At 54.1% G+C, this 16,074-nt stretch carries 11 protein-coding genes and 1 pseudogene; 9 read left to right on the forward strand and 3 right to left on the reverse strand.

Annotation, left to right across the window (positions count from 1 at the left end):
• Nucleotides 1–46 precede the first annotated feature (46 nt).
• Nucleotides 47–376, reverse strand: coding sequence for a DUF1820 family protein (locus ACT3XD_RS16435; RefSeq protein WP_018916745.1), 330 nt, complete (start codon nucleotides 374–376; stop codon nucleotides 47–49).
• Between the two features lie 223 nt (nucleotides 377–599).
• Between ACT3XD_RS16435 and ACT3XD_RS16440 the strand changes: the two genes are divergently transcribed.
• Genes ACT3XD_RS16440 through ACT3XD_RS16450 form a run of 3 tightly spaced genes read left to right on the forward strand, consistent with a single transcriptional unit; the run spans nucleotide 600 to nucleotide 4,678 of the window.
• Nucleotides 600–1,823, forward strand: coding sequence for an ATP-grasp domain-containing protein (locus tag ACT3XD_RS16440; RefSeq protein WP_192539217.1), 1,224 nt, complete (start codon nucleotides 600–602; stop codon nucleotides 1,821–1,823).
• A 30-nt stretch (nucleotides 1,824–1,853) separates the two neighbouring features.
• Entirely contained in the window at nucleotides 1,854–3,893 is a 2,040-nt protein-coding gene (locus ACT3XD_RS16445; RefSeq protein WP_192539216.1) for a hypothetical protein, read from the forward strand.
• Nucleotides 3,894–3,919: 26 nt separating this feature from the next.
• Nucleotides 3,920–4,678 (forward strand): TlyA family RNA methyltransferase, encoded by a 759-nt coding sequence (locus tag ACT3XD_RS16450; RefSeq protein WP_192539234.1) that lies wholly within the window; start codon nucleotides 3,920–3,922, stop codon nucleotides 4,676–4,678.
• Here the strand turns inward: ACT3XD_RS16450 and mscK are convergent.
• Nucleotides 4,675–8,028 carry a mechanosensitive channel MscK gene (gene mscK / locus ACT3XD_RS16455; protein ID WP_444280614.1) on the reverse strand — a complete coding sequence of 1,118 codons (3,354 nt, stop codon included), beginning with the start codon at nucleotides 8,026–8,028 and terminating at the stop codon, nucleotides 4,675–4,677. The genes ACT3XD_RS16450 and mscK overlap by 4 nt on opposite strands.
• 156 nt (nucleotides 8,029–8,184) lie before the next feature.
• On the opposite strand from mscK, the gene ACT3XD_RS16460 reads away from it, so the two are divergent.
• From ACT3XD_RS16460 to ACT3XD_RS16475, 4 genes are all read left to right on the forward strand, one after another.
• Complete coding sequence (locus tag ACT3XD_RS16460; protein WP_192539214.1) at nucleotides 8,185–9,216, forward strand: phospholipase A; 1,032 nt, start codon at nucleotides 8,185–8,187, stop codon at nucleotides 9,214–9,216.
• Between the two features lie 77 nt (nucleotides 9,217–9,293).
• Nucleotides 9,294–9,626: a DUF883 family protein gene (locus tag ACT3XD_RS16465; protein WP_192539213.1), complete on the forward strand. Its 333-nt coding sequence runs from the start codon at nucleotides 9,294–9,296 to the stop codon at nucleotides 9,624–9,626.
• Complete coding sequence (locus tag ACT3XD_RS16470; RefSeq protein WP_192539212.1) at nucleotides 9,626–10,030, forward strand: phage holin family protein; 405 nt, start codon at nucleotides 9,626–9,628, stop codon at nucleotides 10,028–10,030. Before ACT3XD_RS16465 ends, ACT3XD_RS16470 begins: the two co-directional genes overlap by 1 nt.
• A complete protein-coding gene (locus ACT3XD_RS16475; RefSeq protein WP_192539211.1) occupies nucleotides 10,005–10,304 on the forward strand; it encodes a YqjK family protein in 300 nt (99 codons plus the stop codon). Before ACT3XD_RS16470 ends, ACT3XD_RS16475 begins: the two co-directional genes overlap by 26 nt.
• Nucleotides 10,305–10,406: 102 nt before the next feature.
• On the opposite strand, the gene ACT3XD_RS16480 is transcribed toward ACT3XD_RS16475, so the two are convergent.
• A complete protein-coding gene (locus tag ACT3XD_RS16480) occupies nucleotides 10,407–11,591 on the reverse strand; it encodes an NAD(P)/FAD-dependent oxidoreductase (RefSeq protein ID WP_192539210.1) in 1,185 nt (394 codons plus the stop codon).
• 222 nt (nucleotides 11,592–11,813) lie between these two features.
• On the opposite strand from ACT3XD_RS16480, the pseudogene ACT3XD_RS16485 reads away from it, so the two are divergent.
• Both ACT3XD_RS16485 and ACT3XD_RS16490 read left to right on the forward strand, forming a co-directional pair.
• Nucleotides 11,814–12,930: pseudogene (locus ACT3XD_RS16485) on the forward strand (efflux RND transporter periplasmic adaptor subunit).
• Complete coding sequence (locus ACT3XD_RS16490; RefSeq protein ID WP_192539209.1) at nucleotides 12,930–16,043, forward strand: efflux RND transporter permease subunit; 3,114 nt, start codon at nucleotides 12,930–12,932, stop codon at nucleotides 16,041–16,043. The pseudogene ACT3XD_RS16485 and the gene ACT3XD_RS16490 overlap by 1 nt, the downstream one beginning before the upstream one ends.
• Nucleotides 16,044–16,074 lie beyond the last annotated feature (31 nt).

Genomic DNA, 16,074 nt, shown 5'->3' on the forward strand with positions numbered 1-16,074 from the left:
CGGACGAAGCCACCAGCGCTAACAGCGTCGCGCTTGTCTTGGGCGCTTACCCTTCGCTACGCGGCGGTAGAGGAAAGGGACGAGGAAACTCAGCAACGCGGGCATCGCTTTTAACTGCCTTCAAAGGTCCTTCGCGCTCCACCTCATCAATACGCACAATCGCATTTAAAGGCAGGTAACTACGCTTGACGCCCTCGAAGGTTCGCTGCAATTTTTCGGTTGCAGGATCAACGACTACCCGTGACGCATCGTCAAAGACAAACTCCTCGACTTCAATAAAGCCCCAGAGTTCGCTTTGAAATATCTCGCGGACGTATAAATCCCAAATTTCACCCTGTTGGTGAACCACCACCCTATAAATCGGCTTGGCCGCCATCTTGGCCTATCCCTCTTGCCATTTGAACGTAAAATTTTCCGGCCTTAGCGTACCATAACCCAACCAGTAGAGCCTTAGATCACGTGTCTTAAAGCGTTAATAAGCGCTAACCGCCCATTTAACGAAGTGCTAATTAGCCGATATGACGGGCATCGTGTAGGGTGAATAGAAGGAAGAAGAGAAGGAAGAAGAAAGGCATACCCCCCCTACAGGAGTAACGATTATGCAGAAGGATCCAAATAAAGGTTATATCGCACTGCTTGGCTGGAGCCTAAACGCCATCGAAGCAGCAGAAAAATTTGACCGACGCTATATCGTGGTGGCTCCTGACTGGGCTGAGCAGTATTGCCAGCAACATGAAATACCCCATGTCGCCTGGAATTTCGAACGCCTCAATGACCGCTCTTTAGAAATTGCCGAAACGCTTAAAGAAAAAGGCGTAGACGTCGCGATTCCGCTGTTTGAAGAAACGGTTGAATGGGCTGGCGCCATCAATTCCGTTCTGCTTGATAATCCACGCCTTTATGGCCAGTCACTGCTGCTGCGCGATAAAGCTTTGATGAAACGGCGCGCCCAGCTGGGTGGCATCCGCGTGGGGATTTTTGAAGAAGCGCATGATAAAGAAGACGTTGTACGTTTTTTGAAACGCGTCAACCAGACGCTGCTTAAGCTCGATGGCGATCCAAATGATCCTATTCACCTTAAAGCGTTTGATAAAGCGGGCTGCCTTGGGCACCGTGTGATTCGCACCCCTGACGAGATTGATGCCATTCCTGAAGAGGAATTTCCGGTGTTGATGGAGTCCCACCTGGATGGATGGGAATTTGCGGTTGAAGCGTGGATTCATAACGGCAAAATCGCCTTTTTGAATATTTCGGAATACGTAACACTAGGCTATTCCGTGTTTGTGCCCGCCTCCCCCGAGCTTGAAAAATACCGTGATCAGATTACGACTCAGATTGAAAAGCTGATTAAGGCCTTCGATATTGAATTTGGCTTGATTCATCCCGAATACTTCGTTACAAGCGACGGCGAAATGTACTTTGGCGAAGTCGCCTATCGTCCGCCTGGCTTTAAAGTATTTGAGCTGCTGGAACGTGTTTACGGCTTTAACGCCTATCAAGCGTCCATGCTGGTGTTTGATCCAAAAAGCACTCCCGACGAAATCACCGCGTTCTTTCCCAAGGAGGTGGTCGATGCCAACGGGTTTGCCGGTTGTTTCGGCGTTTACCCGCGACGTCGCGTTGTCAGCCGCCTTGAAATCCCGGAAGAGACCGAAGATCACGCTTACTTTGAGTCTCATGAGCTGACCTCGCCGGTTGAAGAAACGGTTACTAAGCGCACCGCTTTTGGTACCCACTGGGGGCTGATTTACTTCAAGGGCGATGACGCACATACCATGCGCGATCTCCTTAAACGTCAGGAAGACCTCGACTTCTATGTATAATCCCAGCTATTACCGGGACAAGGAGTCATTGTGACGCCTCATATCGAGTCGCTTTCAAACGTCGGCAAGCTTGACGAGCTGCTGCACAAACTAGACGAAGCGGTGGCGCTATTAGCCGACGCACCCGCTTTTTCCAAGCCCGGAAAGCTACCCCGGGTACTGGACACCGCCCGCCGGGTGTTATTACAGCCCGGCGGCTGTGCAGCGCTTGAAACGCGTGCGGCAGCCATTGAAGCTTCGGGCGTTTTTGCAGGTTCAGACTGGGAAACGCCTCAATATCTAGTGCCTACGCTCACGACGTTCTCGCTGAAGAGTGCCGACGCCAACGTAGTGGTTATTGAGGCATTAAGCGAATTACGTTTGCTTGCTGTGGCCAAAGGGGGCTATCAGCATTCACTGCTCTCTCAGGAGCAGGCGCGCCACTATCTGACGCAGGTCATGGCGATTAATCTCTGGCTGCTATTTGGTACGCCCAGTGAAGCCGAGCGGGAAACTCAAGGGCGGCTCTCGACGATTACTCGACAGCTATTTAGCCATCTTGCCGAACGTATTGGCTATGAGCATGTAATTGATCAATTGATCGATGAAATCTGGCGAATCTTGAAGCAGCGACCTATTCAGGTAGACGCTATCAAGCAGATGATTACCCAGATTGCGCTGTGTCAGGCAAACCCGGATATTGACCTGGGCGCCAGCGGGCAAGGCGCTGATCGCTTAGTGAGTTCACTCTTCGGCCCTACCCAGGCCTGCCGTGAAGATCCAGGCGTGGACATCTATCGCGAGCGCCTTGAACGCATGGATACCTCGGCTTTACAGGCTGAAGCCACGGGGTTTGCCCGCGCCATGCACGATACCGGGCTGGTTTCCCCCTACCACGCCGTGCTGATGCGCCATCTGCTTGAAGAGAGCGACTATCTACTCACCGAGGCGATGGGCCTCTCCTCGACCGGGCGCGACTGCCTGCTGTGTTATCGCGAACTGGTTCATGCACTGATCCGCAGCGCCATTTATCCGGCCACCGCGCAAGCGGTATATGGCTTGGCGCTGCTGCTTGAACGGGGCATTCTTTACCAGCCACCGGTGGCACCCGCGATGTGGCGCCAGTTGAATCTGCCGCTTTCCGATTGGACACAGGCACGCCTTATGCTCGCCTATGGTGAACTAACCACACCGCGGGCACGCCTTCTGGAAGGGGTTTTATGCATGCTGGGCCTCCCTCTGGGCGTAGGTCAGGGCAACAACCCTACCTGCCAGTCGGCCAGGGCGCTTTCCATGTGGGCGTATAACGACCCGGATTACTTGCTGCAAATGGTCGCCTGGGCGGCGCGCGATGATGAAATCATCGTACATTTTGAGGGGCAGCCGATCTCCTCTAAAGAGAGCCAGTCGGGGGTGGCGACAGAGCTCCCGATAGATCTAGACCCCGTTTCGCTGATTGTGGTGCCCCAGCTAGACCGCATTTATGCAGAAATGGGCCGGCGCTGTATTGGCCGTGAAGGCGACCCTCACCGCTGGGTCAACCCTGAGTTTCATGGCTGGTGGTCAGGCCGCGGATTTTGTATCAATGTTGACGTTGCCACAGGGCAACTGACGAATATTGATTCTTTTATACGCCATTTCTATGCCTGCTATCATCCTTTCTACAATGGCAATCAGCCCCTTATCCACCCTCAACCGGCGGGTATTGCGATTACCGATAGCGCCGCCCGCTTCATTGGCTGGCATGCCATCACAATACTGCGCGCATCGCTTGATCCATCGGATATAATGCGCCTGTATTTCTATAACCCCAATAATGACAGCGGTCAGGATTGGGGAGATGGCGTCGTTGTGAGTACTGCCGGTAACGGCGAGCGCTTTGGCGAGGCGTCTCTGCCCTTTGACCAGTTTACGTCGCGGCTGTATATCTATCACTTTGATCCACTGGAGCACGGTGAGCTGGCGACAGTAGCCGATGAAGAGCTTGAAGGCGTCAAACAGTATCTATATCGCAGCTGGGGGGGCGCTCGTTTGCCAGACACCGAGCTACAGGCCAATGAAGGCGCCCACTCGTCAATTAATCAGCCATAACCGCGCTTAATTAACCCATGTCTTCTATGTTACGACTCGATCAACTGCTGGTGAGCCAGGGGCTTGCCAGTTCGCGTACCCGTGCCCAGCGACTTATTCGCCATGGCCGTGTTCGCCTTGAGGCGCACCCGCATGCGCTGATCAAACCTTCAGAAAAATGGCCGATAGAGACACGCTTACAGGTCGATGATGACCCGGAAGAGCGCTACGCCTCGCGCGCGGGTTTAAAACTTGAAAGCGTACTGGACGTTTTAAATAAACGCCTTGATGGACTAGTCGTGCTGGACGTTGGCCAGTCAACAGGGGGCTTTACCGACTGCGCGCTGCACTATGGTGCACGTCACGTGATGGGGGTTGAAGTGGGCCACGGGCAGCTTGCCGATTCACTTCGCTCTGACCCGCGGGTGACGTGCCTGGAAGGCCTCAATGCCAGGCATATGAGCACATCCCCAGCGCTCCAAGAAGCTATCGCGACACTCCCGCTTGATATCGCGGTGATGGACGTTTCGTTTATTTCACAAACCCTGATCCTGCCTGAAATCGCTGCGCTGCTGCCGCCTAGCGGTGAACTTATTTCCCTGGTCAAGCCGCAGTTTGAATTAACCCCAGGAGCGCTTGATAAGCGCGGAGTGGTTCGTCGAGCGGCTGACTACAAGGTTGTTGAGGAGAAAATTCGTACGGCGTGCAGCGCCTGCGGGTTAGCCGTACAGCACTGGCAGGAAAGCCCGATCACCGGTGGAGACGGCAATCGGGAGTTTCTTCTTCACGCCATCAAACAAGGCTAGCTAAGCGTGGCGGGCGGCAGCCGCTTTATCGACTGCACCTTGGCGGCTTCCCCCTTGTCACGGTGCAGCCAGACATCCATCTGCTCGAAAGCGACTCGAACGTCTGCCTCTCGGAACAACTGATCCACCCGGCAGTTCACTTCATCCGCCGCAAACAGGCGATCCACCAGGTCATTAACAAAGATGCGCAGCTCAAAATTGAGGCTGTGGTTGCCATAGCTTAAGCAGAAAACCTGGGGTTCCGGGTCAGCCAGCACCCGCTCGTTCTCGTCAGCCGCCTGGCGCAAAAGTCGATGCACTTTGTCTAAATCAGAACCGTGAGCAACGCCGTAGGTCAACACCACCCGAGTGATGTTATCGGAAAGCGACCAGTTGATCAGCTGATCGGTGACAAAGGTCTTATTGGGGATAATGATCTCTTTACGATCGAAGTCTGTAACCGTGGTGGCGCGTATCCGAATACGGCTTACGGTACCGTGCAGGTTGCCAAGCGTAATCGTGTCGCCAATTCGAATAGGGCGCTCGAAAAGAATAATCAAACCTGAAATGAAGTTGGCAAAAATTTCCTGCAAGCCAAACCCCAAGCCCACGCTGAGCGCCGCCACCAGCCACTGCAGTTTATCCCACGACACGCCTAGCGTCGCCAGCGCCATCACAATGCCCGTGCCTACAATTGCATAGGAAAGCAGCGAGCTTATGGCGTAGGCGCTACCCTGCTTTAACGCCAGGCGAGATAGCACCATGACCTCCAAAAGCCCCGGCAGGTTGCCCGCCATGATAATAGTAATGGCCACAATCAAGAGTGCCGTAAACACATCGGAAATCGACAGCGTATCGCCAACCAAATCGCCCTCTTCGGCATCCCATAGCGAGACGTGATCCAGATAACCCAGCACGGATAACAGGTCTGCCCACACCAGGTACAAAAGTGCGCTGAAACCAATCAGCAGAATCAGTTTGGAAAGGCGCAGCGACTGGCTGTTGATTTTCTCCATATCCAGCGGTGGCTCTTCCACTACTTCAAGCCCACCTTCAGCCCCCTCCTGCACCTGCGCCCGGCGGCGAGCCAGAGCGCGTCGATAGGCAAGCCGCCTGGCGGCAACGGCCAAGCTGCGCACCACCGTTGCCTCGACCACAATCCATAGCCCCAGCAGGTACAGCGTAATGGCAAAGCGGCCCACCAGGCGTAGCGCCGTATATTCATACCCCCATACCATCAGCCCCAGTAACACGAGCGGTATGGATGCCATGGCAAGCCCCAGCATCAATCGAAACAGACGAACGCCAAAAAACGGTATATGCGACAAAATCAGCTGGGCTAGCCACCAGCTCATGGCCAGAAGCCCTACCGTAATCAGCGCCATGGCGACAGGCCGCATCGCCAATGGGGTTTCCATCTGTTCTGACATGGCCGCAATGGCCACCACTGGCACTAATGCTAACCCTAGCCCACGCAGCAGTTCGCGCAGCCGAGCATTGTAATGAGCCGACCAGGTAAAATGTCGCTCGGCCACGCCGTCAGCCACTAATAACCTGCGCCCCCACGCCACCACGGCCCAGCTTAAGGCCAATTGCAGCAACGCTGGTGAAACGCTATGGGCCAATGCGCCCTGGGTTGCGCTAAGTCCTAGTCCTACGCCCGCCAGCGCTAGCGGCCCGGGGATCGCGAGCAGCGCGTTTAAGAGCACCGCTTTTGGGGTATGCAGTTGGGTATCGCTTTTTAAGCGACCAATCTGTGAATGAATGGCAGCAAGACCTGCCTTGATACGCCGCCGCAAACCCACTAATAACAGGCTTACCAGTACCAGAGGGGCACCGCTGAGCACCTCCCAGGAAACGCCCTTCCAGTGGCTGGGCAAAATGGCTCGCCACTCACCTTCTCGCCACTCCTGGCGCGCGTTGTGGGGCAGTTGGCGCATCCAATTCAGATCCAGCGGTCGGCTGTTAGCCACCCAAAACAACTGCTCATCGATGGTCGTACGCAGCTCTCGGGTAGTGGTCAATAGCTGTTGCTGATTAAGCTGCAGCTCAATGGCAGCACTTAGCAGGCTGCCATAAGATTGCTCTAATTGTTCAACCAGCTCACGGCGCGACTGGTAAAGCCGTGAAAGCGAACTGACCAAGCCGGGGGTCACCTCAAGGCCAGCCTCTTCCAGGCGCTGGGTCGCCAGCCGCTCGCCTTGGCGTAACTGGTCGCGCTGGCGAATCAAGTCAAACTGCTTTAGCCGCAGGTCGGCAATTTCGTCCTGAAGATCACGACGCGGCACAATCGATGGCAATGATTGACGCTGCTCACGCAGAATCCGTGAGAGTAACTGGCTGCCACGGATAGCATCGATTTGCTCGTTCAGACTGCGCTGCAGCTGACGCACATGATCCAACTGACGCTGCGCTTCGATATTCTCACGCACAATGCTGTTGGAACGATCCGTCGCACGCAGCAGCTCCAAGCTAAGCTCTTGGTTAATTTGCTGGGCACGTAAGACAACGGGATGCCCTTCGGCAATTAAAGGATCGTCCCGTGCGGCATCGGCGATCGCCTGTTCCGACTCCAGTCGGCGCTGCCGATCAATCGCTCCCTGTAGTAAATTTAAGCGCTGCTCCTGACGGTCGATTTGCATTGAAAGCAGATCACGCCGCTGCTGCGCCAGCTCACGTAACCGGCTATTGGCGCTTAACTCGCGCTGATTATAAGTGACCTCTCGCTCCGCCAAGGCGCGCTCTAGGCGTAGCTGGATCAGTTGAGCATCGTTCAGAGCAGAAAGCTGCCGGTCAGCCAGGAGCGCTTCCCGCTCATCGTGCTGGCGACGTAAGACTTCAATGCGCTGAAGCGCTTCAGAAATTGACTGCTGAGCTCGCTCGGGTAGGGTTTGAGCAGAAAGAAGCTGCGAATTCACTTCCGCCAGTTGGCTCTGCAACTGTTGCAGCTCTACGACAGCATCCGTCTGCTGCGCTTCGAGTGTATCAAGCGGCGTGTCGGTTAAATCGGTAACGCTTAATTGCTGACTATCATCGTTAATGTCATTGAGTTGGCGCTCCAAGAGCTGCCGCTGTTCTGGCGCCTGTTCAACACGCTGAGTTAATGCCGACAACCGCTCTTCAACCGCGCTTAATCGCTCATAGGCCTGCAAGGCAGCTGCGAGTGCATCTTTATCACGCCCTTGTTGGGGTGTAAGTTCGCCTTCAGCCGCATCTAATTCGGCGAGCCTTTCGGCCAGCTCTTTTTGGGGGGGTACCCGGTCAAGTGGGGAGTAATCGGCCGCGTGAACATGAACGCAAGCCATCAATACCCACAGCAAAAACAGGCTTCTAACTAGCCAACTGCCAGCAAATCTCACCACGTCAATCATGCCCTCACAGACATTATTAAAACCCGCCGATACGGAAACAGTTGCTATTGTCAGGCGTTCTAAGGATAAGCGCAATGAAGAGGAGTTGACTTACACCCTCCGCGTGTATAGAAACAACCTTGATAATTGTTTCTCCCCTATTTGCGAGCCACCTAGATGGTCATCCGAAAACTGATGTTGGTCGGTCTAACGGTATTGCTAAGCGCCGAAATGCTCGGTAACGCCGCATTAGCAGAATCGAAAGAAGAAATTGAAGCACGTATCCGTGCGCTTGATAATGAGCGCTATCAACTTAACCAGCAGTTGCAGCAAATGCACGCGTCTGATGAAACATCAGCCGATGTGGCTGATGAAACGCTGCCTGTGGAACAGGCGCGTGAGGATCTCATTGAACGCCGTCAATTGGAGCAAGAGTCCACTCGAAATCCCTTCTCTATTACCACGCATCGCACTAACTACTTATTCCCGGTTAGTTACAATGCCAAGCAAAACAATGAGAATTTTCGCAATGTCACCACTGATGCCGGGCCTGATAGTAACGAAGTCAAGTTTCAGCTCAGCGTTAAGGTAAATTTAGCGGAAGATATTTTCGGTCGTGTGGGAGATGTCTACTTCGGCTATACCCAGCGCAGCTGGTGGCAGGCATACAATACCGATGCCTCTTCACCGTTTCGGGAAACCAACTACGAGCCCGAAATATTTATCGACTTCGATAATGCCTGGAGCGCTTTAGGATGGGTTAATACACGCAATCGAGTGTCCTTTAACCATCAGTCCAACGGTCGCTCTGACCCACTTTCGCGAAGCTGGAATCGCGTCTATTTGGAAAGCATTTTTCAGCGCGGCGATTGGGCGTTGACATTAGCTCCCCATTGGCGTGTGCCAGAATCAGAAAGCGATGACGATAATCCTGATATCGAGCGGTATATGGGTTACGGCGATATTCGGCTTGCTAAGCGGCTTGAGAACAATCATGAAATCAGTGGCCAATGGCGAGGCAACCCCAGCGCAGGGCATCATGGTACTCAGATCGACTATAGCTGGCCCACGTTTAACAATTTGCGAGCCCACGTGCAGTATTACTATGGCTACGGTGAAAGCATGATTGATTACGACAACCGCGTTCATCGCCTAAGCATTGGTTTTAGCTTAAACCCATTATTTAGTGCCACTGGATTGAACCGTTAGCAAAACGAGCTTGTCTATCATGTGTCGGCTGCTATGCTGATATAGGTTAAATAATTCATTCGTCAAAGGAAGACAAAATGGCTAAGCGTCAATTTGGTACTGATAACAGCGCTGATCAATGGAAAGAAGATCTGCGTCATTTAAGCGACACGGTAGAAGAGCTGGTTAAAGCCACGTCAAAAGACGCCAGCAGTGAAATGCACGATCTTCGTACTCGTGCAGAGGGACGTCTTAAAACTGCACGTGCGCGCCTTGAAGCACGCGGTGAGCGTATCTATGACGACACCCGTGAAACGATTTCACAACAAGTAGATTGCTGTGACCGTTACGTTCATGAAAACCCGTGGTCTAGCATCGGTATCGGCACCGCTGTTGGTGTATTGGTAGGTATGCTGCTCGGACGCCGCTAATGTCTTTGGGTCCAACCCAACGCGTATTCTCTGCCGCCAAACGCTTGCTGAAGTCACTGGTTGCGAACAGTGAAACCCGCCTGCGTTTGGCGGTTTTAGAGCTTGAAGAAGAACGCGCCCGCCTGTTCACGCTGTTTCTTTTATTGGGTGCCAGCTTACTGCTACTGCTATTGGGCGTTGCTACATTAACGGCTCTTATCGTAGTGATCTTTTGGGACTCCTACCGACTATTGGCGATTGGTGGAAGCGCAGGCGTACTGTTAGCGGCTAGCTTCTTGCTGGCAGCCATTGGTGTTCGCCAGGCCAAGCGCCATACGCTGCTAAAAGAAACGCTTAAACAGCTAGCGGCCGATCGTGCTCTGCTTGAGGTGAACGGAGATGAAGCAAACCGACAAGAGCGTTAATCCGCCCAGCCGTGCTGAACGTAAAGCGGCGTTGCTGGCTCAGCTAGAGCAGCAGCGTGTAGATATTTTAGTATGTAGCGAATATCTGCAGCGCTCGGCATCGCCGCTCGATCAAAGCTGGCGCAGTATTAAACTGCCATTGTATGCGGCGGGCGGCCTACTGGCATATAAGCTCGTACGACGCCCAGGTGGAATAATGGCGGCTGGCAGAAAAGGGCTTGCGGGCTACATGCTGTTTCGCAAGCTAAAACTCCTGGCAAAAATTGCCACCTAAGCTGGCCGACAGCTGCATCCGTTACTATCGAGGTGCGTCATTGCCTAAGTTTGTTACTGCCAGTACCGTTCTAACTAAGCTTGCAAGGTCGCATCATGCGATTTAGCAAGCTTGACCACAGGCAACCCCACTCGCCCACGCCCATTGAAAGTTATACCCGCCAAGCTCACCGGTCACGTCCAGCACTTCCCCTATAAAACGCAGTTGAGGCAGATCTTTTACTTCAAACGTTTTAGATGATATCGCATCCGTATTGACTCCCCCCATAGTCACCTCAGCGGTACGCCACCCTTCTGTTCCTGCGGGCTTGAGCTGCCATTGATTAAGCCGACCGGCCCATTGATCCAACTCATCATTGCTGTATTGGGCTAATGGCTTGAGCTGGTTTGAGTCGGGATACCACTCCAGGAGCGCCTGGGCAAATCGTTTGGGGAAACGCTCGCCTAACCAGGTCGAGAGTTGACGCTTAGGGGTTATCTTACGTGCCTCGCGTAGCGAATCCGCGGCATTTTCATTCGCTAGTAGATCAATTTCAATGGGCGAACCTGGCTGCCATACGCTGGATATTTGCAGCATGGAAGGCCCCGACAGCCCGCGATGGGTAAACAGCATGGGCTCGACAAAACGCCGCCCGGCACAGCTAACCGCCACGGGCAAACTGACCCCTGAAAGCTTTGCACTGCGGTCTTTCCAGAAATCACTCAAGGTAAATGGCACCAGCCCTGCTCGAGTAGGCAATACCTCCAGACCAAACTGGCGGGCAAGCTCATAACCAAACCCGGTGGCGCCCATGGTCGGTATGGATAAACCACCGCTTGCCACTACCACTACCCCGGCATCAATAACCCCGATTGAGGTAGAAAGACGCATACCCTCGCCTTGCCTCACGACCTTCGTGATCTGGGTATTAAGCTTTACTTCAACGCCTGCCCACTCACATTCAGTCCATAATACACGTACGATTTCTTTGGCAGACGTTGCACAAAATAGTTGGCCGGGCGCTTTCTCAACGTACTCCACGCCATGCCGGTCAACCAGCTCCACAAAGTGTTCGGGGCGGTAACGTTTTAGCGCAGAAATACAAAAATACGGATTTTCAGAGTAAAAATGCTGAGGTGTCGTGCCAAGATTGGTAAAGTTGCAGCGGCCCCCGCCTGACATGAGTATCTTTTTACCTGCTTTGTTGGCGTGGTCAATTATCAGCACACGTCGGCCTGCGTAACCGGCCTGTGCCGCACACATTAAGCCAGCCGCACCGGCGCCGATAACCACGACATCATAAACCATAGAAAATAGCTCTTGGGAGGGTGTAAAAAACCGCATTTTAACAGCTCAAGGCAGTAATAAAATTTTTCTTCACGCTTCATTGCACCTTACAAAAACGCTAACCAAGACCGTATTTTAATAGCTGCTGGAGAGCATAGAAGGCGTCATCAGACGCACACTCGAGGGGAAGGCCAACCTTTCCTGGGTTAACAAACCGCCTCCGAGCCTAATACTGAGAAGCTTATGTCCGCGTATGTCCGACCGTTTTTGCTTTTGTCATTCATTCTGGTTTTTTCCGGGCCCACGCTGGCACAAACATCCGGGCAGGCAGCGCTTCCCGTTATTGGCAGCCGTGCTGAAGCAACCACCTGGTCCGACCCGCTAGAAGCATTGGGCACCCTGCGTGCCGATGAAAGCGTTACGCTATCGGCCACGGTAACCGAGATTGTTGCCGAAATTAACTTTAAAGATGGCGAACAGGTCGAACAGGGGCGGCTGCTGGTACGCTTGGAAGATACCGAAGAACAAGCTTTACTGCGTTCCGCGCAGGCCATAAGTGACGAGCGGCGTAACGCGCTTGGCCGCGCCACCCAACTGCAGGATCGCAATCTGGCCGCCCGCGCGGATGTAGAAGACTTTCAAGCACAGCTTCGCCAAACACAGGCTGATATCCAGGCGCTTGAAGCTCGCCTTACCAATTACCAGATTAAAGCCCCGTTTAGCGGTCGGGTGGGCTTTCGTAACATCAGCACGGGCACGCTGGTCACACCCGGCATGGAGCTTGCCACGCTCGATAAGCTCGACGTCATGAAGCTCGACTTTAGCGTTCCCGAAAGCTTTCTAGGACGCCTTTCAAAGGGGCTTACACTAAGCGCCACTACGGCGGCCTACCCTGATGAAGTATTTAGCGGAGAAATCGCCAGCATCGGGACGCGCATCGATCCTGTCTCGCGAAGCGTCAGCGTTCGCGCCGTGCTGGAAAACCCAGGCATGCGCCTGCGCCCAGGGATGCTGATGGAAGTAATCGTTCAGCAGCGCGTACGGGATGCTGATGGAAGTAATCGTTCAGCAGCGCGTACGGGATGCGGTGGTATTGCCGGAAGCGGCACTCGAACCCAGTGGTGACCAGCACTATGTAATGCTGATCGACCAAAGCGGTGATGCCCCACGCCTTGAAAGACACGAGGTCGTGATTGGCGAGCGGCGCTATGGCCAGGTCGAAATTCTCGAAGGTATTAACGCAGGCGATCTAGTGGTCGTACATGGCCTGCAGCTGGCAAGAGACGGCCTCGAAGTACGCCTGTTAGGCATCATGGATGGTGAAACGGATATCCGCGCCTTGCTGGAGGCTGATCGCTAATGCGCCTATCCGATATTTCCGTTCAGCGGCCCGTGCTCGCCATGGTGATTGCCGCGCTGATTATCGCTTTTGGTTTACTCGCGCTTAACCGGCTTCCACTGCAGGAATACCCTACTGTAGACCCTCCGATTGTCAGTATTGATACTCGCTACCCCGGGGCCGCCGCCAATGTGGTCGAAACGCGGATTACTCAGGTGTTGGAAGATCGAATTGCTGGCGTCGAGGGCATCGAGCTAATTACCTCACAAAGCGAGGACGGCCGCTCACGCGTTGAAATCGAATTTGGCATTGAAATGGATATCGACGCTGCCGCGAACGATATTCGGGATCGCATCTCAGGCGCCTTGCGTAACCTGCCAGACGATGCCGATACTCCGGAAGTCACCAAGGCGGACAGCAGCGAGGAAATTGTCGTATGGCTGAGCCTTTCAGGCGCCGACTACTCAATTACCGAGCTTACCGATTACGCCAACCGCTTTCTGGTCGATAGCCTATCTGTTCAGCCGGGGGTCGCCCGCGTTCGCGTCGGCGGTGGCCGAGACTACGCCATGCGTGTATGGCTTGACCGTAACGCGCTTGCTGCCCGGGGCTTGACCGTAGGCGATATTGAAGATGCGCTCCGCGCAGAAAACGTTGAGCTACCAGCAGGCTCGATCGAATCGCAAGACCGCCAGTTCATCGTTCGCCTACCGCGCAGCTTCGCAACCGCCGATGACTTTAAACGCCTATCACTTACTCAAGGGGATAACGGCTATTTGGTACGTCTGGCGGATGTCGCGCGGGTAGAAGTCGGCTCGGTCGAAGATCGCTCGGTGTTTAGAGCCAATGGCATTCCGATGGTCGGGCTGGGTATGATCATGCAGTCGACGGCGAATGTCATCGAGCTTTCCAGCGCCGTTCAGCGTGAGCTTGAGCGCCTTCAGAATACACTACCGGAGGGTATGACGCTTACCCTGAACTACGACGCTTCTGTGTTTGTTTCTGGGGCGATTGAACAGGTGGTAATGACCCTGTTTATCGCCATGGGCCTGGTGGTCATCGTTATCTTTCTGTTCCTGGGGAATTTACGCACCACGCTAGTGCCTGCCGTTACCGTGCCAATCGCCGTTATCGGTGCGTTTATCGCGCTTGCCGCCATGAACTTTTCAATCAACCTGCTTACCTTGCTCGCCTTAGTTCTGGCGATTGGGTTGATTGTCGATGACGCTATCGTGGTACTGGAGAATATCAATCGCCGGATGCACGACTACGGTGAAACGCCGCTGGTGGCGGCCTTTAGAGGCACGCGACAAATTGCCTTTGCGGTTATCGTTACCACTCTCGTGCTGGTCGCGGTATTTGTGCCGTTAAGTATGCTGCAGGGCGATATCGGCCGCCTGTTCTCCGAGTTTGCGCTTACCATGGCATCCGCCGTTGTCTTCTCGACACTACTCGCCCTTACGCTAACCCCCATGATGGCATCCAAGATTCTGAAGCCAGGCATGCACGATAGCGCTATTGGCCGAGGCGTACAGCGGCTACTTAACGGCACTCAGCAACATTATCAGCACATACTTGAATGGTTACTGGCACGCCGCTGGCTGGTGGTTGGGCTTTTCGCTTTGTTAATGGCTGCCACCGCCTGGCTTGCCACCCAGCTGCCTAATGAGTACACGCCTCAAGAGGATCGCGGCAACTTCATTGTGCTGGTGAATGGCCCTGAAGGGGCCACCTTCGATTACATGATGGATTACATGGATGAAATCGAAACACGCCTGACTCCTTTCATAGACGCGGGTGAGCTTGAGCGTGTGGTGGTACGCGCCCCGCGCGGCTTTGGTAATATCGAAAATTTTAACAGCGGTTTCATCATTATTAACATGACCGACTGGGGCAGTCGCCGTAGCGCTTGGGAGGTAATGGATGACGTGCGCGAATTACTGCGTTCGCTACCCGGTGTTCAGGCGTTCCCGGTAATGCGCCAAGGGTTTGGGCAGCGTACCCAAAAGCCCGTGCAGTTTGTTCTTGGCGGTGGCACTTACGAAGAGCTTGCCCGCTGGCGAACCACCTTGATGGATTATGTGCGTGAAGATAATCCACGTCTTACCGCCCTGGAAAGTAACTACAACGAGACTCAACCCCAGCTTAGCGTCGAGATCAATTACGAGCGTGCCGCCGCCTTAGGCGTCACCGTCACTGAAATAGGCCGAACGCTAGAGGTACTACTGGGCGGGCGCAATGTGACTCGCTATGTAGATGACGGCGAAGAGTACGATGTGATTGTCGAAGGTGATCGCGGTCGCCAAAATAGCCCCCGCGCCCTAGACAATATACAGGTGCGCTCGGCACGCTCTGGTCAATTAATCCCGCTGGCCAGTCTGGTCACCCTCTCCGACTTTGCCGGAGCCAGCACGTTGAACCGTTTTGATCGCGTTCGGGCGATTACCATTGAGGCCAATCTGGTCGATGGCTATCCGCTCGGTGAAGCGCTGACTTACCTACAGGAAACCGCCGACACTCTGCTACCCGAGGAAGCACAAACCAACGTGGCAGGCCCCTCTCGTGACTTTCAGCAGGCAAGTGGGGCAACCACCTTCCTACTGGTGCTGGGGGCGGTCGTGGTATTTCTGGTTCTGGCGGCGCAGTTTGAAAGCCTTATCCACCCGTTTGTGATTATGCTGACGGTACCGCTTGCCATGAGCGGTGCCTTGCTGGCGCTACTGCTAACCGGGCAGTCGCTTAATATCTATAGCCAGGTCGGCCTGGTGCTGCTAATTGGCTTGGCCGCCAAAAACGGTATCTTGATTGTGGAGTTTGCCAACCAGCTTCGTGATGAAGGCAAAACGTTTCATATAGCGCTCATAGAGGCATCGGTTACCCGCCTTCGGCCTATTTTAATGACCGCAATTACCACCATGGCAGGCGCGATACCCCTGATCATCTCCAGCGGCCCTGGCTCAGAGTCACGGTTAGTAATTGGCACAGTGATCATGGCAGGCGTTGGCGCGGCCACGCTGTTTACGCTGTTCGTGGTTCCCGTCGCCTATGATTTACTGGCCCGTCATACCGGCTCGCCGGGTGCCGTTAAGCGTCGGCTTGAAGAGGAAATTGCCGACGCAACGGAGGAGCAGTGACCTGCTAACCCCGTGAGGCTTATCAAAGCAG

Source organism: Halomonas sp. AOP7-B1-5 (genome assembly GCF_052353045.1).
Lineage (GTDB): Bacteria > Pseudomonadota > Gammaproteobacteria > Pseudomonadales > Halomonadaceae > Vreelandella > Vreelandella colorata.

Coding starts and splice junctions, on each gene's coding strand:
- ACT3XD_RS16475 (WP_192539211.1), top strand. CDS start 10,005: ATGAAGCAAACCGACAAGAGCGTTAATCCGCCCAGCCGTGCTGAACGT.
- ACT3XD_RS16440 (WP_192539217.1), top strand. CDS start 600: ATGCAGAAGGATCCAAATAAAGGTTATATCGCACTGCTTGGCTGGAGC.
- mscK (WP_444280614.1), bottom strand. CDS start 8,028: ATGATTGACGTGGTGAGATTTGCTGGCAGTTGGCTAGTTAGAAGCCTG.
- ACT3XD_RS16450 (WP_192539234.1), top strand. CDS start 3,920: ATGTTACGACTCGATCAACTGCTGGTGAGCCAGGGGCTTGCCAGTTCG.
- ACT3XD_RS16480 (WP_192539210.1), bottom strand. CDS start 11,591: ATGGTTTATGATGTCGTGGTTATCGGCGCCGGTGCGGCTGGCTTAATG.
- ACT3XD_RS16460 (WP_192539214.1), top strand. CDS start 8,185: ATGGTCATCCGAAAACTGATGTTGGTCGGTCTAACGGTATTGCTAAGC.
- ACT3XD_RS16435 (WP_018916745.1), bottom strand. CDS start 376: ATGGCGGCCAAGCCGATTTATAGGGTGGTGGTTCACCAACAGGGTGAA.
- ACT3XD_RS16470 (WP_192539212.1), top strand. CDS start 9,626: ATGTCTTTGGGTCCAACCCAACGCGTATTCTCTGCCGCCAAACGCTTG.
- ACT3XD_RS16490 (WP_192539209.1), top strand. CDS start 12,930: ATGCGCCTATCCGATATTTCCGTTCAGCGGCCCGTGCTCGCCATGGTG.
- ACT3XD_RS16465 (WP_192539213.1), top strand. CDS start 9,294: ATGGCTAAGCGTCAATTTGGTACTGATAACAGCGCTGATCAATGGAAA.